The organism is Janthinobacterium sp. KBS0711, assembly GCF_000988085.1.
In the GTDB taxonomy this organism is placed as follows: domain Bacteria; phylum Pseudomonadota; class Gammaproteobacteria; order Burkholderiales; family Burkholderiaceae_D; genus Janthinobacterium; species Janthinobacterium lividum_E.
Genome location: NZ_LBCO01000033.1, coordinates 606,441 through 631,542, shown reverse-complemented (window position 1 = coordinate 631,542; position 25,102 = coordinate 606,441). Strand labels below are relative to the sequence as shown.

Genomic DNA, 25,102 nt, shown 5'->3' with positions numbered 1-25,102 from the left:
TACTGAGAAGAGGACGAAATGCGCATCACAGGCCTGGCATTGCTGCTGTTATCTTGTTACGGCATGGCGCAAGCGGCGCCGCCCGCCTTCCCGTCCATCTGCGCCTCGCCCGCACAGCCCATCCGCAAGCAAGGCTATGTGCCCATCAATGGCATCGAGCAGTGGATCACCATCACGGGCGCCGCCTGCGGCAATCCCGTGATCCTCTTCATTCATGGCGGCCCCGGCAACGCGCTCAGTCCTTTTGCGGACGCCATCTACGCCGGCTGGGAACGCCACTACACCCTGGTGCAGTGGGACCAGCGCGGCGCCGGCATGACGTATGCGAAACAGCGGCCGACGGAAGACGTGACCTTGACGGTGGAACAGATGCGCGACGACGGCATCGCCGTGGCCCGCTATATCGAACGGCATCTGGGCCAGCGGAAAGTCATTTTGATGGGCAGTTCCTGGGGATCGATACTGGGCGTGCACATGGCCAAGGCGCGCCCCGACCTGTTCCACGCGTATATCGGCACGGCGCAGGTGGTCAATGCGCGGGACAATGAAACGGGCATGTACCGGGAAGTGATGGCGCTGGCGCAGGCGGCCGGCGATACGGCCACGGTGGACAAGCTGACGGCGCTCGGTGCGCCGCCATGGCGCGATCCGCGCAACTTCGGCATCTTGCGCCGCTTCGACCGCAAATATGAGGGAATGGCAACGGATGCGCCGCCGAAACACTGGTGGCAGCCGGCGCCGTTCTACGCCACGCCGCAAGCGCTGGCCGATGCCGAGGCGGCCGATGACTATTCGTACATCCAGTTCATCGGCCTGCGCGGCGATGGCATGTTCGCCAAGGTCGACCTGCCCGCACTGGGCACACGCTTTGACTTGCCCGTGTTTTTCATCATGGGCGAAGCGGACTTGCTGACCTCGCCCGCTATCGCGCGCACATATTTTGACAGCATCACGGCGCCGGCCAAGGATTTTACTGTGGTGAAACGCGCAGGGCACGACCCCAACCAGGTCGTGCTCGACGCCCAGTGGGCGGTCTTGCGCGACAAGGTGGCGCCGTTGCTCAAGCGCTGATCCATCAGACCGAGATCGCCCGGCGCGCCCGCAGATGCAGATGGCGGATGGTGGCCGCGGCCGCCATCAGGATGGCGGAAGCCGTGGCCAGCACGACAATAAATGCCTTGTCGAAAGCCGAGCGGGCCAGTTCCGACACTTGCAGGCCCAGTTCGGCCGGCAATTGCTCGGCAGCCAGCAGCGCCGCATCGAGGGTGTCATGGGCATTCGGCAACAGGCCCGCGCTTTCCGGAATCACCAGGGTGGCGCTGTAGACGGCCGACAGGATGGTGCCCAGCACCGTCACGCCGATCACGGCGCCCAGTTCGTACGACACTTCCTCGATCGAGGCGGCCATGCCGGCTTGCTGCGGCGCCACGTTCAGCATCACGGCGCTGGACGCGGCCGTCATGACGGCGCCCAGGCCCAGGCCCAGAATCACCAGGCTGGCCACTTGCGCCGAGACGGCGGCGTCGTGCAGCACCAGATACGATGCCATGCCGATACCGGACAGCAGCAGCGAACCCCACAACACCTTGGCCTTGTCGGCGCGCGGCAGCATGAAACCCGTCAGCGGCCCGGCAAACACGGACGCCAGCGGCAGCGGCAACAACAGCAGACCCGCTTCCAGCGGAGATAATTCACGCACCAGCTGCATGTGCTGGCTCAGCGCCAGTTCCATGCCGATCAGGGCGGCGGACGCCACCATGGCGGCGGCCACGGCACTGGAAAACGGCAGTTCGCGGAACAGGGCGAAGTCGATCAGCGGCTTGGCTTGCCGCTTCTGGCGGCGCACGAATTTCAGCATGAAGAAGGCGCCCACGGCGAACGAGGCGGCAGCCAGCGCATACGACGGCTGCGACTTGCCCAGTTCCTTGATCGCATACACGCCACCGAGCAGACCCATCATGATTTGCAAGGAACCGGCCAGGTCCCACGGCTTGTCGCGGTTACCGGCCCGTTTCGGCAGGACGACGGCGGCAAGCACCAGGGTCAGCAGCACGATGGGCACGTTGATCAGGAAGACGGAACCCCACCAGTAGTGTTCCATCAGGAAACCGCCGAGCACGGGGCCAAACGCGGCACCACCGGAGGCGATCGCCGCCCACACGCCGATGGCGAACGAGCGCTCGCGGTTATCCGTAAAGGTCAGGCGGATGATGGATAAGGTGGCCGGCATCATCAAGGCGGCGCCGATGGCCAGCAGCACGCGGGCAAAGATCAGCCATTCGGCTGCGGGCGAAAACGCGGCGCACAGCGAGGCGATGCCAAATACGGCCAGGCCGGCAAGGAAAACGGGTTTGTGGCTCAAACGGTCACCGAGGGTGCCGAGGCCGGGCAGCAGACCGGAGACGACCAGCGCGTACACGTTGATGATCCACAGTTTTTGCGAGGAAGTGGCCTGCAAGTCGCGCGTCAGCGCGGGCAAGGCGGTGTAGAGCACGGTCATGTCGACCACGATGAGGAACAAGGCGCTGGAGACGATGGCCAGCGTCAGCCATTTTTTCATTGGATGCATAAACAACTCATGGATTTTATGTAACTTTTAACAACTATCGGTATGGATAAAGCGGGTGCTGCGCAAATATTTACGTTCCAGGCTGCCACGGGCCTGGGCTTGTCGGGGGCGGCGGGCGTCAGCCACGGTCGCCATCCTTGTCATCCACAGCAGCCGTTACTGCCGGTACGTCGAGTTCGCGCAGCATGACGACGGACACTTGCTTGAAGCCGCGGCCCTGGAAGAATTTTTGCGCCGTCAGGTTGTGCGCGCCGCATTCGAGGAACAGCCGGGCGATGCCGTGGCTGTGCAGCTCGCTTGCCACCCACTCCACCAGCTGGCTGCCGATACCGCTGCCGCGCACGGAAGGCAGCAAGACCAGGTCATCGAGCGCGGCGAACGATTTCGAGGCGCGCTGGCGCGTGTCGATGGAAACGAGGGCCATGCCGACGATGCCGTCACCGGCGCTGGCGACAGCCAGCAGGGTCGAATCGCCATGCGCCCAGTCATGCGACAGGGCGGCGCGGATTTCGCCGCGTATGACCTCAGGCAAGTCCGCGCGCCAGTTGCCGGGCGCATCGGCGCGTTCGCCCTGCAGCTCCGAATGGGAGATATAGTCTGCGCTGACGTTGTCGAGGTAGAGCTTGCACAAGGTATCTTCGGCGGTGGCGTCGTGGCACCAGCTGAAGCTGATGGCGGGGGAATTGGCTTGAGCGTTTTTCATGGCGGATCTCGTGTTATTGAAAATGTAAAAGCATTTTATGTCGCCCCTGAATGGCATTCAAGTTAAAATCCATCTGTAAAACAGATAGGTGGATGCCATGCAATGGACTTTGGAACAAATGCGCTACTTTGAAGCGGCCGTCGCGGCCGGTTCTTTCTCGGGCGCGGCGCGCCGGCTGGGCCGCGCGCAATCGGTGGTCAGCACCTCGATCGGCCTGCTGGAAGCGGAATTCGGCGTGGAACTGTTTGACCGCTCGCGCCGCAGCGCCGTGCTGACGGAAGCGGGCAAGGTGATGCACCTGGAAGCGTGCGAACTGCTGCGCCAGGCCGAGCGATTGCAGCTGCGCGCCCAACTGCTGAGCGAGGCGCCCGAAGCCCAGCTGACCCTGGCCCTGGACGAAGCCCTGCCCTACCTGGCCATCGGCACTTTGGTGAAGGAACTGGCGGCACGCTACCCGGCCCTGGAACTGGTGATGCTCAACGCCACGGCGTCGGAAGTGGCGCAATACGTGGAACAGCAGCAAGCCGACGTGGCCTTCCACTTCGACCGCGGCCCCATCTCCCCCGTGCTGGAACAGCAGCACATCGGCAGCGTGGCGCAAGGCGTGTTCGTGGCAAAAGGCCACGCCATGGCGCACGGTCAGGAAGTCAGCCGCAACGAGCTGACCCGCTACCGCCAGCTGATCATGGATTCCGAACTCAACCGCGAACACGCGTTCAGCCCGGCCGTCTGGTTTTCCGACAGCTTTTACAGTATTGCCGAGATGGTCGCGGACGGATTGGGTTGGGCGATTTTGCCCTTGAACATCGCCAATTACGACAATTACAAGGGCTATCTGCAGGAAGTGCCCTGCCCTGCGCTGGCCTTGTCGCGCCTGCCTGTGCGGCGGCTATCGATTCACGGCAAAAAACTCAGCGAGACGAGTCTGTGGCTGACGATCAGGTTGGCGGAGTTGCTGGCGGATGGGCCGCGGGGGTAAATGTATACAGTCAATGTAAAAATGCTTGGGGTTTTAATGCTCAATAGAAGCCAGCCCTTGATAGCTGATCCGGTACGACAAGGAGCCGGAGTTAAAGGCCGAGGTATGGCACAATCCAGAATGGATTGAACTTGAATTAATGAAAACAGCCGCATGAAATGACAAAACAGGCGCGACATCGTCCATACCAGGAAAATAATGAGTATTAACGCCAAACTGAAAAAACTCGAAGATAAAGCCATGGCCAAAGGCGAGTATGCGGTCGCCGCAGCCGCAGCCCATTTGTTACAAGATATAGGCTGCGTGGACAAGCAGATTAACCTGGTTGGGGCGATGCACGAAGTTGGCTACCTGCAAAATTCGTTTTCTCCTTACTGGAAAGAATTCAGAACTGATGAATCGGCATGGATAGAGCGCTGTTTAACCAGACTTGTCACTGCTGATCATGACTATTGGGCGCTTGCCTCGCTTCTGGGCTGCAATGGCCCAACGACCGTCAGCATCGCCATTGGCCAGGGTTTCAAATCCGCTGCAACAAGGCTCTACGAACGTTTTGACAAACCCAAGGTTCATGTTAGTACTTTATATTTGACAGCCAATGGAAAAGTGCTCCATCCAGTACTGGAAATCGGCTATGACACAACTGAAATGAAAAATGTCGACGTGGGAAGAGCACGGGCGCTTAGTTTGGAAAATGCACAATGGCAACCGGGTGATTGTTTGGGTGTAGGCGCACTGTCACTTTCTATGCAGGCCAAACTTCCGCATGGCGCATGGAGGTCGGTATGGACGGCTTTTGAAACATGGGATGCATAATGCAATGATGAAATGCAAAACAGTCAATGCATGGCTGGAAATGGCGCAAAATGATGAAGTGCTCATTGATCCCGACGATATCAATCACGAAGCGATAAACAATATGTGGAGCTTTTCGCCCACGGACGAGGAAACGCCGCAGATCCATGCGGCCGATATCGTTGAGTTCATTGGTGAGGTGATCGCGGCGCGCCGCAGCGCAGTCAAAGGCGAGGACATGCTGTTCTATTGCTGGCACGATGCGCAATGCCGGCAGTTGCGCTTCAGCCTGGTGTCGCGCTCGCATGGGCGGCTGCCATTTCGCTGCGAACTGCGCGAAACGCAGGATATGGCGCTGATTGCCCAGCGCGTGGTGAACGGGGACTGGCGCAACGAACATTATATGCAGGCCCCGTCGGAGGACGGCGATGAGCAGGAGCAAGTGCCGTTCGTCCTGCCCGTATTTGTCGTGCCCGTGCCGTAGGGATCAGCACGCCACAATCACGCCAGAAAGCGCGCGGGCCGGCAAGCCTCCAGGGCTGACGCGGGCTTGCCAGTGACGATTTCCTCGCTGGCAAGTTGACCCACGATGGCCGCCAGCACCACACCAGGATGCATGGCGCACACGTACACGCCGCCCACCTGCGGCAAATAGCCGACGATGGGCACGCCGTCAAAGGGCATCGGGCGCAGGCCGACGCGGGCGAATTCTGGCGCGATGGACTCAGCTCCTTTCAGTTCATCGCGGATCGCGCTGGCCGTGCGCAGCGCCATGACGGCGGGCTGGTTTTCCGGCGCCTCGTCCACATAGTCTTCCGCCGCCAGCATGGTGCCATCTTCGTCTTGCCGCACCTCTATTGCATGGCTGGAAATAATGCCGCGCACCAAACCGGGCGGCGCCTGGTAGCGCATGAAAATGGCGGGCGAGGCGTCGATGGGCAAGCTGGCGCCCAGCATCTGCGCCAGCGTAGCAGTTCCCGTGCCTGCCGCCAGCACGACCACGTCCGCTTCGATGAGGCCAGCGGCCGTTTCCACGCCAGTCACCTTCGCACTCTGGACGGCAAAACTCAACACGGGCGTATGCGTGCGGATGGTCGCGCCCAGCGCCCTGGCCGCTGCCAGCATGGCGTGTGTGGCGGCAACGGCGTCGAGCGCGCCCTGCTCCGGCTCGTGGATGGCCTGTTCCGGAGGCTGCCGCAGATGAGGTTCAAGCTGGACGATGCGCGAGCGGTCCAGCAATATGGATTCGGGCGACACCCGCCCATCCTGCGTGCCGTATGACAAGGCGCCATGCCAGCGCACGGTCAAGCCGGGCACTTGCGTTTCCAGTTGGCGCCAGGCCGCGATGGCGCCACCGCGCAGGGCCGCAATGGGGTCTGGCCCGGCGCAGGACGTGTTAATCCACGCAAACGACGTACCCGTCACGCCGGAAGCGATGCCGCCCGCCTCGACCACGGTGACTTTTGTACCCTTGCTGGCCAGGTGGTACGCGAGCGACGCCCCGACGATGCCGGCGCCGATGACGATAATGTGCTGGGGTCTTACATGATTCATATCTGACAACTTTGTTTATTTATCACAGGGCAGAGTCTACCCCAGCCGCCCGCAAATCCAGCGCATAGGCATGGCCATCGACAACGCTCCCTTCCACGATGGCAATATCGGGCACGGCCGTACCCTGCACGAAACCGCAACGTTCCAGCACGCGGATCGATGCCGCATTGCCGTCGATGGCGTAGGCACACAGGCGTTGCAGCCGCCATTCGTCTTGCGCCAGGGTGATCAAGTAGCGCAGCGCGGCCGTGGCCAGGCCCTTGCCCGCTTGTTGTTGTCCGATGCGGTAGCCGACTTCGGCCGTTTGCGCTTGCCGGTCAATGTCCTTGAGGTTGGCGCGGCCGATCAATTGTCCGTGTTCGTCGACGATGATGCAGGGGTGCATGCGGCCCTGTGCGTGCTCGTCCAGGAATTGCGCGACGTGCGCCTGGATGCCGTCAACGCTGTAAAAATCGTCCGGGCGCCGGTTGATATGGCGCTCGAACCAGGCCCGGTTGGCTTGCTCGAAGGCCAGCAAGGGCGCGGCATCGTCCGGGCGCAGGGTGCGAATGATGTGTGTACTCATGGAAACTCCAGGAAAGGCATGAGTCTAGTGACGCGCTGCCCGGCCCGTCAATCTTGATTCTACGAATCAATATACAGATACAATCGCCGCCATGAAAAACGACTTATCCGCCCTCGACGCGGCGCGCCTGCTGGGCGTCAGCCTGCCCACCCTGTATTCCTACGTGAGCCGGGGCTTGCTGGCGTCCGTCAGCAATGGAGATTCGCGCCGCAAGCGCTATCCGCAGGAAGACGTGCTGCGCCTGGCGGCGCGCAAGAATGACGCCAAGCGGGGCGGCCAGACAGCCGTGGCCGCCATGTACTGGGGCTTGCCCGTGCTCGAGACGCAGATTTCCCACATTCTCGATGGCCGGCTGCTGTACCGCGGCTGCGATGCGACGGCGCTGGCGCAGCACGCGACCTTGGAAGCGGCCGCCAGCCTGCTGTGGGACGACTGCACGGGCGACTATTTCCAGCAAGATGCTCCTGCCCTGCCACAGGGATTGGCCAGCGTGCCAGATACGCCGCCGCTGGCGCGCGCCATGCTGGCCATGGCCATGCTGTCGTCCCTGCCTGCGCCTGCTGACATGCTGCAGTCCGGCCCCGCCTTGATGCGATTGTTGGCCGCCGCCCTGCTCCAGACGGCCCCGTCCGCCTTGCCGCTGCACCGGCAGATGGCCCAGGCATGGCAAGCCGACGCAGAACAAACGCAATTGCTGCGCGCGGCCCTCGTGCTGCTGGCCGACCATGAATTGAATGCGTCGACCTTTGCCGTGCGCTGCGTCGCCTCGACGGGCGCCAGCCTGCCAGCCGCGCTGGGGGCAGGGTTGGCTGCCTTGTCCGGCGACAGACACGGCGGCGGCAGCGCAGCGGCCCGGCGTATGTTGACGCAGGCGCTGGCCGCGCCGGACGCCAGGGACGCCATCGGCGCTTTTTACAAGACCATCGCGCCGGAATTCGCCGGCTTTGGCCACCCGCTGTATCCGCGAGGCGACCCGCGCGCCGCTTATCTGCTGGACCGTTTGGCAGCGTTGTCGCACGCGCATCCGCAAGTGGCCACCATCCTGTCCGTCTGCGCCACGGCGGGCGAACTGCTCGGTGCGCGTCCGAATGCGGATCTGGCGCTGGCCGCCATGGAACAGGCGTTCGGCTGGCCCGCGGGCGCAGCATTGAGCGTGTTTGCGCTGGCCCGTTCGGCCGGATGGATCGCGCATGCCAACGAGCAAGCCGCCAGCGCGGCGCTGATCCGTCCACGCGCACGCTATATCGGACGCCACCAGAGCGATTAGAAATCGACGCTTGATTTATTACGCATACGTAGTAGTATACTTCGCATGCGTACCAATACCTCTCCTGCTTCAGACGTCCCCGATGCCGCAGCCTGCCCGCTGGGCGAGCGTTCGCCGCGCCTGTTCAATCTGCTCAACCTGGCGCGGCAGAATCTGTTTCGTTCGGCAGACGCCGTCTTCACCAGCGAACTGGGATTTTCCGGCACGCAAGTGGTCGCCCTGTTTGCCCTGAAGGGCGAGGAAGGCTGCCAGCTCAAGGACTTGGGGCGGGCGCTGCAACTGAAGAACTCGGCCGTCACGGGCTTGGTCGCGCGCATGGAAGAAAACGGCCTGATCGTGCGCGGCCAGTCGGCGTTGGACGCGCGCGCCGGCACCCTGCACATGTCGCCCAGGGGCGGCGAGGTGCTGGCCGCTGCCCTGCCCCTGCTCGACAGTTTGAATCAACAACTGAAGCAAGGCTTCAGCGAGGAGGAACTGGCCGTCGTCGCCCGCTTCCTGCTGCATGCCTCGCGCCTGCGTTTTGCGCAGGACGTCTGACCCATCCCCACATCACCACCACAGGAGTTACCCATGCACCCGAAAGACATGACCGGCTTGCAACTGATGCAGGCTTTCGCGCAAGGCCTGTTTCCCCGGCCCGGCATTTCCAAGACCATGCCCATGGACGCGCACACGGTGGAGCATGGCCGTGTCATCTTCACGGCGACGGCAAATGAAACGCACACCAATCCCATGGGCGGCGTGCACGGCGGTTTCGCCGCCACCGTGCTCGACACGGTCACGGGTTGCGCCACGCACACGGTCTTGCCAGCCGGCGAAAGTTACGGCACGACGGACCTGAACATCAAGATGTGCCGTCCCCTGCCCTTCAACGTGACGGTCTACGCGGAAGGCAAAGTCATCAACGCGGGACGCAACCTGGTCATTTCCGAAGGCACGATCCGCGACGAGGCAGGTAAAGTCTACGCGCACGCGACGGCCACCTGCATGATCATCCGTCCCCGGGAGCAAGCCGCCGCATGATACGGCCCGGCAGCAGTGCGGAAGCGGACGGCCATCCCGTCTTGCTTGCCAAAGGAGCAACAGCACCATACACTGCGCTATTCTGGCTATCCGATATCGGCCATTCGCGCGGCTATAAAACTCGGCAGTGAATCGATGTCACTGCGGCCTTAACTCCAAGGATGACGATGCACAAGATCTGGATTGGCAACATTTCACTCATGCTGGCAATGAGCATTCCGCTGTCTGGCCACGCCGAAGCAACATCCTCGACCGATGCGGCATTCGCCAAACCGCAACTGCGCGTCGACCTCGGCGGTCGCAAACTGCACCTGTACTGCAGCGGTGAGGGAGCCACTACCGTCGTGTTCGACGCCCCATCCGGTGATGGCGGGTGGTCGTGGTACAAAGTTCAGCCGGAAGTCGCCAAGCATACTCGCGCCTGCGTGTACGACCGCGCCGGACTCGGTTTCAGCGACCCGGCGCCGCGCCCGAACACTTCCGCAAACGCCGTCGAGGATTTGCATGGGGCGTTGGCTGCCGCCGGGATCAAGCCGCCGTATCTGCTGGTTGGAAATTCGCTTGGCGGTGCCAACGCGCAGGTGTATGCCTACCGTTATCCCGACCAAATTAAAGGTCTGGTTCTGGTGGAGCCGCAGACAGAAAACGAAACGGCAAGATTGGACACGGTAACCGCTGGCAAGATCAAGCAGGTCTACGCCATGGTGAAGCAGCAGGACGCGTATTGCTTGGCCGCAGCTAAAAAAGGGTTCAAGCCAGGTAGCGAAGCGCTGAATAATTGTGTCGGCGATACGATTGCATTCTATGGGCCGGTGCTGGGAAAAGCGGTCCAAACGATCACGAAGAAACCCTCCTACTGGCGCGCGCGCGTCGACGAATACAACGCCATCGATACGAGCGACGACCAGCTGCGTGCCCTGCGCAAGCCGTTCGGCGACCTTCCGCTGCTGGTGCTCACGCGTGGCGTGAGTCCGTATGCGGTACCGGACCAGCCGCAAAGCCCCATGAATAAAGCCACCGAAGATGAAAACGAACAGATACATCGGGAGATTGCCTCGCTGTCTTCCAGGGGCAAGCAGCGGGTCATCCCGGGCGCCTCGCACGTGATCCAAGCTGACCAGCCCGATGCGGTGGTGCAGGCTGTATTGGATGTGCTTGCGCAGATCAAGTAACTCACGCGGACATCACTTTTTCCTGAACGCGGAATGCCTCCTTTGGTACGGAACTTGGCAACGACGGTAACCGGCCATCTGCCGCCATTCGCCAATGCAAGAACTGAAGCATCACCACTTTTATTTTTGGAGCATCGATTTGGAAAATCTAGTTGTATTGAGAATTTCCGACAATGACGGCGTAGACTTGAATGGTGTCAAACTACGCTCAACAAGTGAGGTCGCGGAAGCTCTTGAGAAAATCGGCGCCGAAAATTCGGATATGACCGTTTCTGTCGAGGCCACCGATTCCAAATGGTATGAGTCTATCGGAAAGGCCATTTACGGTAGCCACCGGGCAGGGTTTTCAGGTGAGCGATTTCGCGTACTCATCGATGGCAAGCCTCTGGAAGCCTGACCTGCACCGCCTGCTGCCGACCAGAAGCGGTCGTTGTCTTGCCAGTTTTTTCAGTAGTACAGAATAGGTCGCAGTTGAAAGGACGAAAACTTGAAACTAAATTGGCGAACTTTGATTTTTCAACTGCTCATTGCAGCGCTGGGGATATGGATGTTGCTTGCTTCATTTATTTTTAAACAACCTTCGTACCAAGAATTGTCCTTAGACTGCGTGTCCCACTGTAAAGAAAAAAAGATGGTCGGAACATTGGTTGCTCAGAGCGTGCCTGTATCGCCGAAGCCGTTGGCTCAAAGATTTGATTGTGCTTGCTCATAAATCGCAACTCCCTGTTTGGCGTTCCGGTTGCCAACTTGTCCGCCCGGACTGCCTTCTGTTGGTCGCGACAGTCAAGTCGAAGACTGTTTTGGGACGAAAGCAGACGCACAAATCAATAGCGTGAGCATTAGACTGATCGCTCTTCTCATCAAGAGCTAGGATGCGGCATTTAACAAACCCTTCGGTGGCTACACCGATTTTGCGACTGCGCATCCGTCATGAGCGACGAGCGGACCTTCATCAATTCCTATTGAAGGTCCACCGCAATATTTTGTGGGCATCCTCACCCCGCCGGCTTCTTCTTCCCCTTCAACAAACTCCCGGCCGCATTTTCCTCGAAGCGGTCCGCCTCTTCTATATAGCCATGCACGGTGCCGTCGTGGCGCCAGCCGCCCTGGCGCTTGATGGCCTGGAAATCAGCGCCGGCCCGGTGCGCGCTGGTGGCCATGCCGCGGCGCAGGCTGTGGCTCGATAGTTCCGGCACGTAATCGAGCGCCGCCAGCCTGGCACAAGCTTCCAAGATCGTGTTGATGCTGCTCGCGTGCAATCCCTTCGCGCCCACGTGTCCCCACTGGTTCACCGTGCGCAAGAGCGGCCCCTTGCGGATGTGCGCCGCGGCCAGCCACGCGCGCAAGGCCGTCGCCGGGCAGCAGACGCCGTCGCCGAACGGAATCGCCTTGACGATGCCCTCCCCCAGTTGATCCGTTTTCGAGCGGGGCAAGGTGATCACCAAGCCCTGCGGCTCCCAGCGCACGTCTTCCACAGTCAATCCCGCCAGTTCGCTACGGCGGAAGCCGCCAAAAAATCCCAGCTGCAGTAAGGCGCTGTCGCGCAAGGGCTTGTGCGTGCCCAGCGCGGCCAGTTTGGCGACGATCAGTTCCAGGTCTTCCAATGGCAGCGCCTTGGCCTTCTTTTTCGGCTTGCCGTGCAGGCGGGCGATGCCGGCCAGGGTCTTGCGCACGGTGGGCGTGGACGCCGGGTCGGCAAAGCCCTGGTACACATGCCATTGCGACAAAGCCGTCAGGCGCAGGGCCAGGGTGCGGGCGTTCAGGCTGTCCGCATACGCCATCAGGTAGCGGATGACGGTGGGCTCGTCTGCGGGCAGCGCCCCGCCCCACGCCTGGAAATGGCGGATGGCGGAACGGTAGGTGCGGCGCGTGTTATCCGACGTGGCGGCGGCGAGAAATGCCTGGTGGCGCGCGGCCAGCTCGGCATCGATCAGGGCACCGTGTAATGGCGCAGCGGTGATGGCGGTGCTTTTGGGCGCGGCGGCACGGCGTTTCGAGAGGGGCAAATCGGGCATGGCGGCGGCGAAATCGCGGTTTTGTACTGGGAGATACGCAGGATAGCATGCAAATCACCCCCATAACACGCGATAAGCAATCTTATCGCGACTTATATTTTTCAAAAATCCATAAGATATATGTCGTAATATTATTCACTATTACGTATCATGTAATACGTTACTAAATTTCGTTCATAGGTGGTTTTATGGCCCGCACCGGCATTTTGTACTCTGACGTTATGAAAGCAGCCCAAATCGTCGCTGCCGATGGGCGTAATCCCACGGTCGACAGCGTGCGCGAAGCGCTGGGCAGCACGGGCAGCAAGAGCACCATCGCGCCCCTGCTCAAGCGCTGGAAGGAAGAGTTCCAGGGCGCGGGCGCCGTGAAAACGGAATCGGGCTTGCCGGCCGAGCTGATGGAAGCGATGCGCGGCGTCTATGACAAGCAGCAGCGCGACGTGGCGCGGCAGCTGGAAACGGGCATGCAGCAAAATCGCGCCGAACTCGACGCGGCGCTGGAAAAATTGAAAAAGACGGAAACGGAACGGCTGAAACTGGCGGAGGCGCGCACCGCCCTCACCCAGGAATTGCGCGCCACGCAGCACGCGCTGGCGCAACTGAAGGAAGAACACCATTTTCGCGCCGTCACGCTGGCCACCTTGCACAGCGATAACGCCGGCTTGACGCAACGCCTGGCCGACCGGAGCAAGGAAATCGCGGCCCTGAACCGCCAGCTGGCGCAAGTGCGCTCGCAGTTCGACCATTACCAGGAAGCGGCGGCCGCGCAGCGCAGCGAGGAGCGGACCCAGGCGCAGCAGCGGATCAGCCGCCTGGAACAGGAGAACGCCCAGCTGCAGCAGCGTTTGCAAGGCCAGCAAGCGACCCTGGTACAGCAAGACATGCGCCTGGCGCAACTGCAGGCGGAACACACGCGCCTGGCTGATGAAGCGGCCGCCGACCGCGCAGCGCTGGCCACCGTGCGCCCCGAGCGCGACCAGTTTGAATTTCAATACTTGCAGGCGGCCGCCTCGGCCGACGCCCTGCTGGCCAAGCTGGACACGGCCCTGCTGGCGCTGAACGACGCCAAGGTGGCGCTGGCCGCGCAAGACCGGCAGCTCGACATGCTGGCGGAGAACGGGCAACTATCGCAGCAGAAAATGGAAGCATTGGCGCTGGAACGCGATGGCTTGCTGCGCAAAAATGCCGGCATGGCGGCGCGCCTGGCCCTGCTTTCGGATAGCAAGGAGAAGCGCGATGTTTGAACCTGTCTATATGGCTGCCTTGCGCGCCTCGCTGAATCTGACGCTTACTGCCGGTAGCGCACCCGTATCCACGCGCCGATGGCGTCCACGCCGCTGTCTGCCGCATCTTCGACCCAGCCCGCGCGCGCATAAAAGCGCCGCGCGCCCGTATTGCTCAGCTGCGTTTTCAGGCTCAGGCGGGGACCGAAGCACGCCACGACGGCCGCCAGCAGTTGCCCGCCGATGCCCGAGCCACTGTGCGCCGGGTGCACATACAGGTGGTGCAGGAAATAGTCGGGGGCATCGCCCGTGTACGCGGCGGCAAAGCCGGTGACGATGCCGCCGCGTTCGGCAACGAGGATAGCTTCGCCCTGCGTCGTCGCCGTAAAAGTAGCGCTGCCGGCGACAGGGCCGAAGGCGTCGCGCCCGGCCAGGGCAAGGATGGCGGTGCAGAATTCCTTGTCCGCGCTGGCGAAAGGACGAATCAGGCACATGGCTGGCGCGCTGTCCATTCGTTACAGGCGGCGATTCAGCACGCTGTCGATAGCGTGGGTTTTCAGTTCCACCTGGACTGTGCCGTCCTGCAACCAGTAGCCGTCGCCTCCCTGCTGCAGTGCCGCCATGTCGAGCGCGCCCAAACTTGGCGGGATGGCGCCGGCGAGCAAGGCCGCCACGTCGTTCCATTCGCCATAAAACAGTTTCAGATACCAGCCGTCGTCGTGGGCAAAGGCGAGAAAACGGCCCTGCAGGGCTGGTAGCGGCGTGAGGGCGCCACGGTGGTCGAGCGTCGCGGCCACTTCCGCATCGAGGGAAGCCGGCGGCGCGCCTTGCCAATCGGCCCAGGCGTGGCTGCCCAACGCATGCATGTCTTCGAGCGCCAGGGCCGGCAGTTGCTGCCGCGCCAAGGTATGGAAGGCGGCAGGCTTTTTGATTGTCCCGGCGCTGCCCTTGCGCAGCACGATGCCGTCAGCCTCGCCGAGCGCGGGGATAACATCCTTGAATTCAATGCCGGAAGCGACCAGCATGCGCTCGGCCGGGTCGTGCCAGATGTACAGATAATGTCTCAAGTAGAAGTCCGTTTTGGTTTTGGCGCCGTATTCGCGGCCACGGCGGCGCGTATCAGCGCCTTGAACGCCGCGGCATCGAGATGCGCGCCTTCGTGGATATCGAGGGCCCGGCGCGTGTTGCCGTCCAGGCTGGCATTGAACAGGCCGGCCGGATCGGGCAAGGCGGCGCCCTTGGCGAAGGTGAGTTTCACGGCCAATTTATAGGTTTCGCCCGTGCAAATCATGCCCGCGTGCGACCAGACGGGCACGCCGCGCCATTTGACTTCTTCGACCACCTCGGGGTCCGCCTGGCGGATCAGCGCCCGCACATTGGCCAGGGTTTTGCCGCGCCAGTCCCCCAGCGAGGCGATCTTCGAGTCGATCTGGCTGGCGGCGGACCCTGCGTTTTGCGCATCCTCGCCGGGCCGCGCACCCGCTTCCGCTTTTTTCATGGCTGACATCTCCTTCCCTGTGCGCTTGCCTTACTGCGCAGGATCGGCCATGCAGCTGGCAAGCGAGGCAATCAATTGTGTGCGCAGCGCCTGGTATTGCGCATCCGTCGCAAAGTCGCGCGGATCGGCCGGCTGGTTCAGCAGGTAGGCGGTGGCGACCGTGCCGCTGGCGGCGTGCAGCAGTGTATACAAGCTGATGATGCCCTGCGCTTGCGCGATACTGGCGTTATTCAATCCTAGCACTTCCACGCCATCGCGCGCGTCCGTTTCCAGCGGCAGTTTCTGCGGCAGCTTGCCCCTGGCGGCCATTTCCCGCATCTGCGCCACGATGGTCTCGCGGTCGGCGGCGAACTGGCCTTCGACGCTGCGTTCGATCTTCAGATTCACGAAAGGCAAGCTGCTCTTGCGAAACAGCATCAGCCGATAGCCATCGGCCGTCGATATTTGCCTATCCCCCGCCGCCATCTTGACGATGCGCGTGGTCGCGCCTGCCGGCAGGCGGTCCTGCGTCTTGAACTGGAACTGGCTGCGGTTGATGCATTGCGCCAGGGGCGCCAAAGGATCAGCCGTGCGGTCTTGCGCCTGGACGCCCAGTGTCGCGAGCAATACGGGGATGGCAAGCAAATGGCGGTGGTTCATGAGAGGCGTCAGTCATCGTATCAAGGTGCGGCGAGCATAACCGTCTATATTGCCAGAAGGCAAATGTTTAGTTGCCATCCTCTAAATACCCATGGGATAGCTTCTTAATATGAACTTCACCTGGCCCGCGTAGCATTCATGTTGGCAAGGCTCTCATTGTGCAGCGCCTGCCCTTTTCCGGCAGAACCATGAATGACATCGCTTTAACCTTGCGCCACGGCGCCGCCGTGACGCCCGCAGTGACACAGCCTCCCGCCAGCGGCCACCGCCTGAAAGCGGCGCTGGGCGCCCTCTTCTTTCCCCGCCAGCGCACGCGCTGGCACGCCTTCCTCGGCAGCATGCCGGGCTTGAACTCGCTGGCGCAGCTGCACCCGTGCCTGCGCTTCAAGATTTACCGTCCTTACGCTTCGCGCCAGCTCGGTTGCGCGGATCGTTTGGCCTTGCTGGAAGGACACTACCGCTTCCTGTGGCAGGCCGGCGCCCGCGCGCTGGTCGAGCGTGCCGCGTGCGGACCTGTGGTGCTGGCCGCCTTCGAAGGCAAGGACGGGGCGCTGTACCGCTTGCAGCTGACGGCCATCCACGACAGCTACCGTGAAGGCGAACTGTGCCTGCGCCTGACGCGCGACGGCCAGCCTTTGTACCTGGCCAGCTTTTTATTCGTGCCGCGCGCCGATGGCGTCTCACTGCAGCTGGGCGCGCTGCAAGGCTTGCGCTCGGAAGCGGGCAAGCTGGCCGTCAAGGAAGCCACGCGGGCGCTGCACGGTTGCCGTCCGAAAAACCTGATGGTGACGGCCTTGCGCGATTTCGGCGATTTTTTTGCCTGCAATAACCTGTTTTTGATCAGCAATGACAACCGCATCGCCCTGAATGCGCGGCGCCGGCGCCATATCGCCGCCGACTACGACCTGGCGTGGCAGGAGTTGCACGCCTTGCGTATGCGCGACGGCAATTATCACTTGCCGTGCGCGCCGTACCGGGCGCCCGACCTGGCCGACGTGCCATCGAAAAAGCGCGCCGATGCGCGGCGGCGCGGCGAATTGCTACATGGCATGGCCGACGGCATGCGCGCGCAGCTGGCGGCGCTGCTGGCAATGGCAACGCCGCCATCTTGCCAAAACAGTCATCTTTACAGCGCAGATGCTATGCTGTCTTCCCATCAATCATTGACCTGACGGAACCACGATGCCCCCACGCCTGCGCACTCTGCTGTTGCCCATTCTGTCCCTGTCCGGCGCCGCGGCCCTGGCCGCCCCCACGCTCGACGCCACCATGCGGGAGCGGGCGGAAAACTTGGTGCGTGACGGCAAGCATGCCAGCCTGGTCATCGCCGTGATCGACGGCAAGGACAGCGCCGTGTATGGCTTCGGCCGCGCGCGGCCAGGCGACTCGGGCGTACCCGATGCCGACACCGTGTATGAAATCGGCTCCGTGACGAAAACCATGACGGGCCTGCTGCTGGCCGACGCGGTCGTGGCGGGCAAGGCCCGGCTGGATCAGCCGGTGGCCGAGCTGCTGCCCGGCTACGCCATCCCCACGCTGGCTGGCCGGCAAATCACCGTGGGCCAGCTGGCCACGCAATTTTCCGGCTTGCCCCGCCTGCCCGCCAACCTGGCGCCGGCGGACATGGCCAATCCCTACGCCGGCTATGGCGAGGCGCAGTTGCGCACCTTTTTGGCTGGCCATACCTTGACGCGCGCGCCCGGCGCCGCCTATGAATACTCGAACCTGGGGTATGGCTTGCTGGGCACGGCATTGGCCACGCAGGCAAACATGTCTTACGAGGAACTGCTGCAAGCCCGCATTTTCCGTCCGCTGGGCATGGTCTCGACTTTTACGGCAGGCACGCCCGCCCTGCGCGCGCGACTGGCGCCGGGTCACCTGGCCGATGGCAAGCCGGCCGCGAACTGGGATTTCCAGGCCATCGCGGGAGCCGGCGCCGTGCGCTCCAGCGCGCGCGACATGATTGCCTACATGCAATCGTACATACTGGCGACCAGTCCGGCGCAGCAACTGGCCGTGCGGCCGCAGCAGGTGCTGGCCGGCGAAGGCGATGGCGTGAAAAAGATCGGGCTGGCGTGGATGCTGGACCAGGTCAAGGGCCGGCCTTTCGCCTGGCATAACGGGCAGACAGGCGGCTATGCCAGCTTTGCCGGCTACACCCTGGATGGCAAGCGGGGCGTGGTGGTGCTGAGCAGCACGGCGCGCGACGTCGATGGGCTGGGTGTGGGCGTGCTGCTGCCCGGCAGCCTGCCGCCGCCGAACGGCCCGGCGCCCAAGGAAATCGCCATCGCCCCGGCCGAACTGGCGCAATATGCGGGCCAGTATGCGCTGGCGCCCACGTTTGTCCTCAGCGTGCGCCAGGGTCCGGAAGGCTTGCTGGTGGGCGCCACGGGCCAGCCTGAAGCACCTGTGTACGCCAGCGCGAAGGACACCTTCTTTTACAAGGTGGTCGAGGCGCAGCTGGTGTTCCAGCGCGACGCCCAAGGCGCCGTCACGGGCGTCGTCCTGCACCAGAACGGCCATGCCCTGCCGGGAAAACGCAAGCCTTAGCATGCTGGCAAGAGTGCCATAAAACTCAGGCAACCTTCATGTTGCGGCCGTATCCTGCAATTGACATGCCAGACACCTTACCCAGGCACTGGCGTGCATCCGGCCCACCCAGGACAAGGTTCCCCATGACACCCGCTTTTACTTTCCTTCCCCTTTGCCTGCTCGGCAGCGCCGCGCTGGCCGCGCCAGTACTGGACGCCGCCGTGCGCCAGCGCGCCGAGGAACTCACGCGCACGGGCATGCACCCGAGCATCGTCATCGCCATCATCGACGGCAAGGACAGCGCCGTGTACGGCTTTGGCCATGTTCATGCAGGCAAGAGCGTCAAGCCGGGCGCCGATACCGTCTACCAGATCGGTTCCGTTACCAAGACCATGACGGCCCTGCTGCTGGCCGACGCCGTCGTCGAGGGCAAGGTCAAACTCGACGAGCCGGTGGCGGCATTATTGCCCGGCTATACGGTGCCTGCGTTCGACGGCAAGACGATCAGTGTGCTCGACCTGGCCACGCACTATTCCGCGCTGCCGCGCCTGCCAGACAACTTCGCGCCCAAGGATCCGGCCAACCCGTATGCTGACTACACGGAAGCCAAACAGCGGCAGTTTCTTGCCGCCTACCACCTGCCGCATGCGCCGGGCACGGCATTTGACTACTCGAACATCGGCTACGCCGTGCTGGGCACGGCCCTGGCGGCACAGGCGGGCACCAGCTATGAAGCGCTGCTGCAAAAGCGCATCGCCGTGCCGCTGGGCATGCGTTCCACCTCAAACAAACCCACGCACGGCATGCTGGCGCGCCTGGCGCCCGGCCATTTGCTGTCGGGCGAACCGACACCCGCCTGGGATTTAAATGTGGTGGCGCCGGCCGGCGGCGTGTATTCGAGCGCGCGCGACATGATCGCCTACCTGCAAGCGTATATGTTCAAGCCGCTGCGCCCGTATGCGCTGGCGATCCAGCCGCAGCGTGCGCTGGCGCCCGACAGCGATACGAAAGTCGGCCTGGCCTGGCTGCTGGAGCAGCAACAGGGCCAGACCTACGCCTGGCACAGCGGCCAGACGGGCGGCTACTCGAGTTATGCGGCGTTTACAACAGACGGCAAGCGGGGCGTGATGGTGCTGACGAACACGGCGCGCACCATCGACGCGCTGGGCTTGTCCGCCCTGCTGCCCGGCACGCCCTTGCCGCCGTTGAAAAAGCCGCTGGCCGCCATCGCGCTGCCGCGTGCCGCGCTGGCCGAGTACGTGGGCGAGTATCCATTGGACAAGGATTTCACGTTGACGGTGACCTTGGGCAAGAATGGCCTGGAAGCGGCCGGCACGGGCATGGGATCCGCCCCCTTGTTTGCCAGCGCGAAAGACCAATTTTTCTTCCGTGCCATCGACGCGGACCTGGCGTTTACACGCGATGCCGCGGGCAAGATCGCCAGCGCCGTGCTCAAACAAGGCGGGCAGGACGTGGTCTTGCCGCGCAAGCCGTAAAAATCATGCTGCCGGGTCTTGCATGAATTGTTCGACCCGCGCGACAAATTCCGCCTTGCTGCGCGTGCGAAATTCACCGAGAAAGGCGTCGCTGCCCTGGACGATCTTGCCGTGGCGGTCGTATTCCACCTTGCCCATCTCCAGCACGAATTCGCCCTGCGGATCGTCCTCAGGTTCAAAATGCGAATTGAAGCAGTAACCGTTGTCGCGGCAGCTGCCCCACAGCAGCAGCGCGCTGCTGAACCATTCCATGGTATCGGGGCTAGGCTCCACTTCGAACAGGGTATTGACGGTGATGTGCCAGCCGCCCGGTACGCGCAGCGGCTGCAATGGATAGGGAAAGCGTGGCTGTTTCATGTGGACGATGGCGCGCGGCGCGCCCGGTAAAAAGTGAGGAATTCCGCAGCCGGCAGCGCTTTGGCAAACAGCCAGCCCTGGCCGAATTCTACCTTGCGTTCCAACAAATAATCGGCTTGCTGCTGCGTTTCAATGCCTTCGGCCACGATCAGCATGTTCAAGGTGCGGGCCATGGCGATGATGTGCGGCGTGACGCTGCTGGTGGCCGCGTCCGTGCCGATCGTGTCGACGAAGGATTTGTCGATTTTCAAGGCATCGAGCGGCAGGTTTTGCAGGCTCGACAGGCTGGAATAACCGGTGCCGAAGTCGTCGATGGCCACCGCGTGGCCGCGCGCCCTGGCCTTTTCGATGGTGGCGCGGGCCGCTTCCACGTTGATGAAGCCCCGCTCCGTCGCTTCCAGCCAGATCTGCTGCGCCTCGATGCCGGTGCCGGCCAGCGCGCGTTCCAGCACGTCGAGCACCCGGCCCGTTTCGATGTCGCTGGCGCACAAGTTGATGGCGATGTGCAGCTCGCGGTCGGCCAGCAGCGCGGCGCGCATGTCGGCAATCACGCAAGCGATGACCTGGTCCGTGATGGGCAGTATCAGTTCGGCCTCCTCGGCCACGGGGATGAACAGGTCGGGGCGTATCATGCTGCCGTCGGGGCGGCGCCAGCGTATCAGCGCCTCGGCACCCACGCACACGCCCGTGTCGAGCGCGATGATCGGTTGATAGTGGACAAAGAATTCACGCCGCTCGACCGCCGTTTCCAGTTCGCCGCGCAGAGACAGCCGGCGGCGCGACAGCCACACGACGATGCCGACGATGAAGGCGGCCATCAACAGGCCCAGCGGCAAGAGCAGCAACTGTTCGCGGCGCAGCCTCTCGCTGAGCTTGCTGCGCGGCTCGATCATGACGGCCGTCAAGCCATCGCGGTACAGGATCGCATGGATGCTGTCGTCCGGCATGACGCTGTCCGCCGCTGACTGGCCGGCGAGCAGGGACTGCACCTGTGCCGGGTCCGGATGGTGCAAGGTGTCGAGCACGCCGCCCTTGCCGATGGCCACGGCCATCTGGATATCGTTGTCGACGATGACGTCGGAAAAGCGCACGGGATCGATCAGCACTTTATAGGCGCGGTAGGACAGCCCCACCATGCGCTTGCCGCCGCTGACGACGGGGCGCAGGTTGAAATCGAGGCCCATGCCATTGTCCAGGGTAAAGTCGGCGGGCGTGACGGCGATGCGTTCTTCCTCTAGTCCGGTGGACGTGCATTTGAGCAAGCCGTTTTCCACATAGCCGATATCGTCAATGCTGCGCGTGGTGATGGTGATGCGGCGCAACTGCTGGACATGCGCTTCCGAACACGGCGCCAGGTCCAGCGCATCGGCGCTGCGCAGGGCCATGCTGGCCGAGGCGATCGAACGGTGGGCGCGCTCGAGCGCGTAGCCGGCCAGCAGGCGCAGGCGTTCCTGCTCGCCCTGCTCGGCGCGCACGGACGACAGATAGAAGGCCAGGCTCAGGGGGGCGGCCACGCCGATGACTGCCACCAGCACGCTGGTAATAATGATCCGTTTTCTGCGCATGTGATTACCTGCGGTAGTTATATGATTGCTATGTATTGCTCGATGGCATCATATTACAAGTGCAGGCTGCGCACGCGGATATTGCTGAACAGTTACACTTTTTCCAGCGGCCGCGCCAGCACGAACACGAGCGCCGCCACCACGGCCGCCAGTGCGCCAGCCAGGTACAGCACGCTGGCAAAGCCATCGATGAAGGCGTGGCGCGCCGCTTCCTGCGCCACGGTCTGCATCGCGGGCGGCAGCTGGCCGAAGGCGTCGTCCGCATTGCCGGCAACGATACGTCCTATCATTTCGGGCGACGCCTTCAAGCCGTGCAGCCACGCCAGCTTGTCGAACGAGGCGGCCGTGCGCATGGCCAGCACGGCGCCCAGCGCGCCCACGGCCAGCACGATGCCGACAAAGCGCGTCGTCGTGCTGATGCCCGAGCCCATGCCCGTGCGCTCGCGCGGAATGCAGGCAAGGATGGCTTTTTGCGTCGTGCCGTTCAGCAACCCCGCCCCCGCCCCCGTAACGACCATGCCCACCGCAACCCAGCCATACTGCAGGCTGGCGGCGGCCAGGGCCGTGGCCACGTTGCCGACAGCGACGATCAGCAAGCCCGTCACCAGAATGCCGCGGTCGTCCAGATGACGCATGGCGCGCGGTGCCAGACGGGACAGCACCACCATGGCGACGGCAAACGGCAGCATGGCGCAGCCGGCCAGCACGGCGGAAAAGCCGAAGGCGTTCTGCAAATACAGGGGCAAAAAGGTCATCATCACTTGCGCGGCGATCGCATAGCCGAACATGCCCAGCACGGCGCCAACGAACACGCGCCGGCCAAACAGCGACAGATCGACCATGGGCGCGCGCTGGCGCCGTTCCACCGCGATGAAGACGGCCAGCAGCGCCGCGCCCGCGACAAAGCGCAGCACGGTGGCGCGGCTGGACCAGCCCGCCACGCTGGCGTCGATCAAGCCCCAGATGATGGCGAACAGGCCGGCGGAGAATAATGCCGCGCCGAGCGGGTCGAAACTGGCGTTGGACGCATCTTTCGATTCATCCACGTGCTTGCCTACCAGCCACATCAACATGGCGACGACGGGCAGGTTCAGGTAGAAAATCCAGCGCCAGTTGATGGCGCTCGTGATCAGGCCGCCCAGCAGCGGCGCCACCGTCATGGCCACGCCCATGGCCGCGCCCCACACGGACCAGGCGCGCGCCCTCTCCTTTTCCGCGTGAAACGTGTGGCCGATGACGGCCAGGGCGGAGGTCAGCAGCAGCGCGGCACCGAGTCCCTTGATGGCGCGCGCCACGTTGAGCACGAACGGCGTCCACGCCAGGCCGCACAGCAGCGACGCCAGCGCGAACACGGCCAGGCCGAACAGCATGACCCTGCGCCGTCCCAGGCGGTCGGCGATGCTGCCGGCCGGCAGCAGGAACGAGGCGAACGCCAGCATGTAGGCGCTGACCACCCATTCCACATCGACGAAGCTGGCGTTGAGCGAGCGGGCGATCGACGGCAAGGAGACGGCCACGACGTTGGTGTCGAGCATGATCAGCGCGCAGACGCCCGAGCAGGTATATAAAGTCCAGTTGGGTTTCTTCATGTCCCGATTGTAAGCACGCTTGTATTATTTCCTGTTATAAGACAGCCGCCTTATAATTTACCCATGGTGAATACAGACAAAGAGATGGAACTGCGGCACTTCCGCTGCGTGCTGGCCGTGGCGCACAGCCTGCACTTCGCGCGGGCCGCCGCGGAACTCGGTATTTCGCCGCCCGCCCTGACCAAGCAGGTGCAGGAAACGGAGCAGTTGCTGGGCACGCGGCTGTTCCAGCGCAGCAAGCGCGCCGTGTCCCTGACGGCCGCCGGCGAATTGTTCGTGCTGGAAGCCACGCGGGCGCTGGGGCAGCTGGCGCAGGCGCGGGAAGTGGCGCGGCGGGCCGGACGGGGCGAACTGGGACGGCTGGAAATCGGCTACGTGGCCTCGGCCGCGTATTCCGGCGTGCTGCAAGACCAGTTTGCCCGCTTTCGCGCCGGCCACCCCGGCATTCACATCGGTGCGCGCGAATACGCGATGGATGCCCTGCCCGGCTTGCTGGACCAGGGCCGGGTCGACCTGGCCTTCGTGCGCCCGCCCCTGCACTTGCCGGACGGACTGGACAGCGTGGTCTTGCTGCGCGATCGCTTCGTGCTGGCCGTGCAGGCGGACAGCCCGATGGCGTTGTTTGATGTGGCGGCGGCGGCCGCGCTGGCGCAGCAGGCGTTCATCGTGCCGGAACAGGAATTGGGAACGTTGGAAGTGAGCCGGCGCGGCGGCTTTGCGGCGCAGGTGGTGTCGCGCCCGGGTAGCCTGGTGGCCGTGCTGACGGAAGTGTCGCTGGGCGTCGGTTGCGCCATCGTACCCCATTCCGTGATGGCCAGCGTGCAATTGCCGGGCGTCGTGTTCCGCGAGCTCGCAGGGCCGCAGATCAGCTCGGAAATCGCCGTGGCCTTCCGCCGCCACGAACAGGCGCCCGCCGCGCGCGCCTTCATTGCCCAGCTGCGCACGGCGGCGCTGGCTTGACCTCAGTTGCTCTTCAAGACTGCCACGGCGTAGGTGCAGGCGGTGGCCGTTTCATTGCGGAACACGCAGTCGGTGGGCGGCCCCAGCTCCAGGCAGTCGCCCTCATCCAGCACGTGGCGCGTCTCTCCTTCGATGAAGACGAGGCTGCCGCTGAGCGACCAGATGAGTTGTCGCCGCGACACATAGGCGGCAGCCGGCATGGCCACCACGGCGCCCGGCGGCAAGGAAATATGCACGAGGTCGAGCGGCATGTCGGACGCGGGCGACACGTGCCGCCGCACATAACCGCTCTGCGGGTCGATCCACACCGGTTGTTCCGTCTTGCGCAGCAAGCGCCCCGCCCGCATCTCGGCGCGGGCGATCAGCTCGGACATGCTCAGGTCGAAGGCGCCCGACAGCCGCGCCAGCAAGGTGGCCGTGGGGCTGCAGTCGCCCCGCTCCACCTTGTGCACCATAGCGCGCGACACGCCCGAGCGGGCCGCCAGGTCCGTGAGCGACCAGCCCAGGTTTTCCCGCTCGAGGCGCACCCTGGCGCCGATGCGCTGGTTCAATTCGTCTGGTTTAGTGGACATGTATTGGCTTCCATTTGGATTTTATTGGA

27 protein-coding genes are annotated in these 25,102 nt (G+C 63.2%); 14 read left to right on the top strand and 13 right to left on the bottom strand.

Features of this window, described 5'->3' with window-relative positions:
• Nucleotides 1–18 precede the first annotated feature (18 nt).
• On the top strand, nt 19–1,071 hold the full coding sequence (locus VM94_RS21415) for an alpha/beta fold hydrolase (protein WP_200899247.1): 1,053 nt from the start codon (nt 19–21) through the stop codon (nt 1,069–1,071).
• 4 nt (nt 1,072–1,075) lie between these two features.
• Here the strand turns inward: VM94_RS21415 and VM94_RS21410 are convergent, their stop codons facing one another.
• Together VM94_RS21410 and VM94_RS27420 are read right to left on the bottom strand one after the other, a co-directional pair.
• A complete protein-coding gene (locus VM94_RS21410) occupies nt 1,076–2,560 on the bottom strand; it encodes an MFS transporter (RefSeq protein WP_409929626.1) in 1,485 nt (494 codons plus the stop codon).
• Between the two features lie 127 nt (nt 2,561–2,687).
• Entirely contained in the window at nt 2,688–3,272 is a 585-nt protein-coding gene (locus VM94_RS27420; RefSeq protein WP_052755871.1) for a GNAT family N-acetyltransferase, read from the bottom strand.
• Nucleotides 3,273–3,369: 97 nt separating this feature from the next.
• On the opposite strand from VM94_RS27420, the gene VM94_RS21400 reads away from it, so the two are divergent.
• From VM94_RS21400 to VM94_RS21395, 3 genes are all read left to right on the top strand, one after another.
• Nucleotides 3,370–4,251, top strand: coding sequence for a LysR family transcriptional regulator (locus VM94_RS21400; protein WP_046685600.1), 882 nt, complete (start codon nt 3,370–3,372; stop codon nt 4,249–4,251).
• A 198-nt stretch (nt 4,252–4,449) separates the two neighbouring features.
• On the top strand, nt 4,450–5,067 hold the full coding sequence (locus VM94_RS28330) for a hypothetical protein (protein ID WP_138829082.1): 618 nt from the start codon (nt 4,450–4,452) through the stop codon (nt 5,065–5,067).
• Nucleotides 5,018–5,530, top strand: coding sequence for a hypothetical protein (locus tag VM94_RS21395; protein ID WP_235432976.1), 513 nt, complete (start codon nt 5,018–5,020; stop codon nt 5,528–5,530). Before VM94_RS28330 ends, VM94_RS21395 begins: the two co-directional genes overlap by 50 nt.
• Before the next feature lie 17 nt (nt 5,531–5,547).
• Here VM94_RS21395 and VM94_RS21390 read toward each other — a convergent pair whose 3' ends face one another.
• Entirely contained in the window at nt 5,548–6,600 is a 1,053-nt protein-coding gene (locus VM94_RS21390; protein WP_046685241.1) for an NAD(P)/FAD-dependent oxidoreductase, read from the bottom strand.
• 22 nt (nt 6,601–6,622) lie between these two features.
• Nucleotides 6,623–7,165, bottom strand: coding sequence for a GNAT family N-acetyltransferase (locus VM94_RS21385; RefSeq protein ID WP_046685240.1), 543 nt, complete (start codon nt 7,163–7,165; stop codon nt 6,623–6,625).
• Between the two features lie 91 nt (nt 7,166–7,256).
• Here VM94_RS21385 and VM94_RS21380 point away from each other — a divergent pair, with 91 nt between their 5' ends.
• The 5 genes from VM94_RS21380 (at nt 7,257) to VM94_RS21360 (ending at nt 11,024) form a co-directional block, all read left to right on the top strand.
• Nucleotides 7,257–8,432, top strand: coding sequence for a citrate synthase family protein (locus tag VM94_RS21380; RefSeq protein WP_046685239.1), 1,176 nt, complete (start codon nt 7,257–7,259; stop codon nt 8,430–8,432).
• A gap of 45 nt (nt 8,433–8,477) precedes the next feature.
• The gene (locus VM94_RS21375; protein WP_052755870.1) at nt 8,478–8,969 is read left to right on the top strand and encodes a MarR family winged helix-turn-helix transcriptional regulator; all 492 of its coding nucleotides are present in this window, start codon (nt 8,478–8,480) and stop codon (nt 8,967–8,969) included.
• Between the two features lie 33 nt (nt 8,970–9,002).
• The gene (locus tag VM94_RS21370) at nt 9,003–9,455 is read left to right on the top strand and encodes a PaaI family thioesterase (RefSeq protein WP_046685238.1); all 453 of its coding nucleotides are present in this window, start codon (nt 9,003–9,005) and stop codon (nt 9,453–9,455) included.
• Nucleotides 9,456–9,622: 167 nt separating this feature from the next.
• Complete coding sequence (locus VM94_RS21365; RefSeq protein ID WP_052755869.1) at nt 9,623–10,627, top strand: alpha/beta fold hydrolase; 1,005 nt, start codon at nt 9,623–9,625, stop codon at nt 10,625–10,627.
• 94 nt (nt 10,628–10,721) lie between these two features.
• Nucleotides 10,722–11,024, top strand: coding sequence for a hypothetical protein (locus VM94_RS21360; RefSeq protein ID WP_046685237.1), 303 nt, complete (start codon nt 10,722–10,724; stop codon nt 11,022–11,024).
• A 598-nt stretch (nt 11,025–11,622) separates the two neighbouring features.
• Here VM94_RS21360 and VM94_RS21355 read toward each other — a convergent pair.
• A complete protein-coding gene (locus tag VM94_RS21355; RefSeq protein ID WP_046685236.1) occupies nt 11,623–12,642 on the bottom strand; it encodes a tyrosine-type recombinase/integrase in 1,020 nt (339 codons plus the stop codon).
• A 221-nt stretch (nt 12,643–12,863) separates the two neighbouring features.
• Between VM94_RS21355 and VM94_RS21350 the strand changes: the two genes are divergently transcribed.
• Nucleotides 12,864–13,886: a DNA-binding protein gene (locus tag VM94_RS21350; protein WP_235432975.1), complete on the top strand. Its 1,023-nt coding sequence runs from the start codon at nt 12,864–12,866 to the stop codon at nt 13,884–13,886.
• Nucleotides 13,887–13,930: 44 nt separating this feature from the next.
• Here VM94_RS21350 and VM94_RS21345 read toward each other — a convergent pair whose 3' ends face one another.
• The 4 genes from VM94_RS21345 to VM94_RS21330 are packed head-to-tail and all read right to left on the bottom strand — an operon-like array spanning nt 13,931 to nt 16,002.
• Nucleotides 13,931–14,359, bottom strand: a complete 429-nt coding sequence (locus VM94_RS21345; protein WP_160309313.1) for a GNAT family N-acetyltransferase — start codon at nt 14,357–14,359, stop codon at nt 13,931–13,933.
• A gap of 21 nt (nt 14,360–14,380) precedes the next feature.
• The gene (locus VM94_RS21340; protein WP_046685234.1) at nt 14,381–14,932 is read right to left on the bottom strand and encodes a hypothetical protein; all 552 of its coding nucleotides are present in this window, start codon (nt 14,930–14,932) and stop codon (nt 14,381–14,383) included.
• Complete coding sequence (locus tag VM94_RS21335) at nt 14,929–15,363, bottom strand: DUF1801 domain-containing protein (RefSeq protein ID WP_046685233.1); 435 nt, start codon at nt 15,361–15,363, stop codon at nt 14,929–14,931. Before VM94_RS21335 ends, VM94_RS21340 begins: the two co-directional genes overlap by 4 nt.
• 30 nt (nt 15,364–15,393) lie before the next feature.
• The gene (locus VM94_RS21330; protein ID WP_046685232.1) at nt 15,394–16,002 is read right to left on the bottom strand and encodes a hypothetical protein; all 609 of its coding nucleotides are present in this window, start codon (nt 16,000–16,002) and stop codon (nt 15,394–15,396) included.
• Between the two features lie 188 nt (nt 16,003–16,190).
• Between VM94_RS21330 and VM94_RS21325 the strand changes: the two genes are divergently transcribed.
• The 3 genes from VM94_RS21325 (at nt 16,191) to VM94_RS21315 (ending at nt 20,030) form a co-directional block, all read left to right on the top strand.
• Nucleotides 16,191–17,174: a VirK/YbjX family protein gene (locus VM94_RS21325; RefSeq protein ID WP_052755867.1), complete on the top strand. Its 984-nt coding sequence runs from the start codon at nt 16,191–16,193 to the stop codon at nt 17,172–17,174.
• Between the two features lie 10 nt (nt 17,175–17,184).
• Nucleotides 17,185–18,552 (top strand): serine hydrolase, encoded by a 1,368-nt coding sequence (locus tag VM94_RS21320; RefSeq protein WP_052755866.1) that lies wholly within the window; start codon nt 17,185–17,187, stop codon nt 18,550–18,552.
• Nucleotides 18,553–18,677: 125 nt separating this feature from the next.
• The gene (locus tag VM94_RS21315; protein WP_052755865.1) at nt 18,678–20,030 is read left to right on the top strand and encodes a serine hydrolase; all 1,353 of its coding nucleotides are present in this window, start codon (nt 18,678–18,680) and stop codon (nt 20,028–20,030) included.
• 3 nt (nt 20,031–20,033) lie between these two features.
• Here the strand turns inward: VM94_RS21315 and VM94_RS21310 are convergent, their stop codons facing one another.
• From VM94_RS21310 to VM94_RS21300, 3 genes are all read right to left on the bottom strand, one after another.
• Nucleotides 20,034–20,387, bottom strand: a complete 354-nt coding sequence (locus VM94_RS21310) for a hypothetical protein (protein ID WP_046685231.1) — start codon at nt 20,385–20,387, stop codon at nt 20,034–20,036.
• Nucleotides 20,384–21,952: an EAL domain-containing protein gene (locus tag VM94_RS21305; protein ID WP_046685230.1), complete on the bottom strand. Its 1,569-nt coding sequence runs from the start codon at nt 21,950–21,952 to the stop codon at nt 20,384–20,386. Before VM94_RS21305 ends, VM94_RS21310 begins: the two co-directional genes overlap by 4 nt.
• A gap of 92 nt (nt 21,953–22,044) precedes the next feature.
• Nucleotides 22,045–23,541 (bottom strand): MFS transporter, encoded by a 1,497-nt coding sequence (locus VM94_RS21300; protein ID WP_046685229.1) that lies wholly within the window; start codon nt 23,539–23,541, stop codon nt 22,045–22,047.
• A gap of 63 nt (nt 23,542–23,604) precedes the next feature.
• Here VM94_RS21300 and VM94_RS21295 point away from each other — a divergent pair, with 63 nt between their 5' ends.
• A complete protein-coding gene (locus tag VM94_RS21295) occupies nt 23,605–24,501 on the top strand; it encodes a LysR family transcriptional regulator (protein ID WP_046685228.1) in 897 nt (298 codons plus the stop codon).
• Between the two features lie 2 nt (nt 24,502–24,503).
• On the opposite strand, the gene VM94_RS21290 is transcribed toward VM94_RS21295, so the two are convergent.
• Nucleotides 24,504–25,073 (bottom strand): helix-turn-helix domain-containing protein, encoded by a 570-nt coding sequence (locus tag VM94_RS21290; RefSeq protein ID WP_046685227.1) that lies wholly within the window; start codon nt 25,071–25,073, stop codon nt 24,504–24,506.
• Between the last annotated feature and the right edge of the window lie 29 nt (nt 25,074–25,102).

What these genes read in the sequence shown, in the direction of transcription:
- VM94_RS21315 (WP_052755865.1), top strand. Translation starts at nt 18,678, where the DNA reads ATGACACCCGCTTTTACTTTCCTTCCCCTTTGCCTGCTCGGCAGCGCC.
- VM94_RS21370 (WP_046685238.1), top strand. Translation starts at nt 9,003, where the DNA reads ATGCACCCGAAAGACATGACCGGCTTGCAACTGATGCAGGCTTTCGCG.
- VM94_RS21385 (WP_046685240.1), bottom strand. Translation starts at nt 7,165, where the DNA reads ATGAGTACACACATCATTCGCACCCTGCGCCCGGACGATGCCGCGCCC.
- VM94_RS21380 (WP_046685239.1), top strand. Translation starts at nt 7,257, where the DNA reads ATGAAAAACGACTTATCCGCCCTCGACGCGGCGCGCCTGCTGGGCGTC.
- VM94_RS21365 (WP_052755869.1), top strand. Translation starts at nt 9,623, where the DNA reads ATGCACAAGATCTGGATTGGCAACATTTCACTCATGCTGGCAATGAGC.
- VM94_RS21360 (WP_046685237.1), top strand. Translation starts at nt 10,722, where the DNA reads ATGCAAGAACTGAAGCATCACCACTTTTATTTTTGGAGCATCGATTTG.
- VM94_RS21350 (WP_235432975.1), top strand. Translation starts at nt 12,864, where the DNA reads ATGAAAGCAGCCCAAATCGTCGCTGCCGATGGGCGTAATCCCACGGTC.
- VM94_RS21300 (WP_046685229.1), bottom strand. Translation starts at nt 23,541, where the DNA reads ATGAAGAAACCCAACTGGACTTTATATACCTGCTCGGGCGTCTGCGCG.
- VM94_RS21295 (WP_046685228.1), top strand. Translation starts at nt 23,605, where the DNA reads ATGGTGAATACAGACAAAGAGATGGAACTGCGGCACTTCCGCTGCGTG.
- VM94_RS21375 (WP_052755870.1), top strand. Translation starts at nt 8,478, where the DNA reads ATGCGTACCAATACCTCTCCTGCTTCAGACGTCCCCGATGCCGCAGCC.
- VM94_RS21415 (WP_200899247.1), top strand. Translation starts at nt 19, where the DNA reads ATGCGCATCACAGGCCTGGCATTGCTGCTGTTATCTTGTTACGGCATG.
- VM94_RS21325 (WP_052755867.1), top strand. Translation starts at nt 16,191, where the DNA reads ATGAATGACATCGCTTTAACCTTGCGCCACGGCGCCGCCGTGACGCCC.
- VM94_RS21400 (WP_046685600.1), top strand. Translation starts at nt 3,370, where the DNA reads ATGCAATGGACTTTGGAACAAATGCGCTACTTTGAAGCGGCCGTCGCG.
- VM94_RS21320 (WP_052755866.1), top strand. Translation starts at nt 17,185, where the DNA reads ATGCCCCCACGCCTGCGCACTCTGCTGTTGCCCATTCTGTCCCTGTCC.
- VM94_RS28330 (WP_138829082.1), top strand. Translation starts at nt 4,450, where the DNA reads ATGAGTATTAACGCCAAACTGAAAAAACTCGAAGATAAAGCCATGGCC.
- VM94_RS21290 (WP_046685227.1), bottom strand. Translation starts at nt 25,073, where the DNA reads ATGTCCACTAAACCAGACGAATTGAACCAGCGCATCGGCGCCAGGGTG.
- VM94_RS27420 (WP_052755871.1), bottom strand. Translation starts at nt 3,272, where the DNA reads ATGAAAAACGCTCAAGCCAATTCCCCCGCCATCAGCTTCAGCTGGTGC.
- VM94_RS21310 (WP_046685231.1), bottom strand. Translation starts at nt 20,387, where the DNA reads ATGAAACAGCCACGCTTTCCCTATCCATTGCAGCCGCTGCGCGTACCG.
- VM94_RS21345 (WP_160309313.1), bottom strand. Translation starts at nt 14,359, where the DNA reads ATGTGCCTGATTCGTCCTTTCGCCAGCGCGGACAAGGAATTCTGCACC.
- VM94_RS21355 (WP_046685236.1), bottom strand. Translation starts at nt 12,642, where the DNA reads ATGCCCGATTTGCCCCTCTCGAAACGCCGTGCCGCCGCGCCCAAAAGC.
- VM94_RS21390 (WP_046685241.1), bottom strand. Translation starts at nt 6,600, where the DNA reads ATGAATCATGTAAGACCCCAGCACATTATCGTCATCGGCGCCGGCATC.
- VM94_RS21305 (WP_046685230.1), bottom strand. Translation starts at nt 21,952, where the DNA reads ATGCGCAGAAAACGGATCATTATTACCAGCGTGCTGGTGGCAGTCATC.
- VM94_RS21335 (WP_046685233.1), bottom strand. Translation starts at nt 15,363, where the DNA reads ATGAAAAAAGCGGAAGCGGGTGCGCGGCCCGGCGAGGATGCGCAAAAC.
- VM94_RS21330 (WP_046685232.1), bottom strand. Translation starts at nt 16,002, where the DNA reads ATGAACCACCGCCATTTGCTTGCCATCCCCGTATTGCTCGCGACACTG.
- VM94_RS21410 (WP_409929626.1), bottom strand. Translation starts at nt 2,560, where the DNA reads ATGAAAAAATGGCTGACGCTGGCCATCGTCTCCAGCGCCTTGTTCCTC.
- VM94_RS21395 (WP_235432976.1), top strand. Translation starts at nt 5,018, where the DNA reads ATGGCGCATGGAGGTCGGTATGGACGGCTTTTGAAACATGGGATGCAT.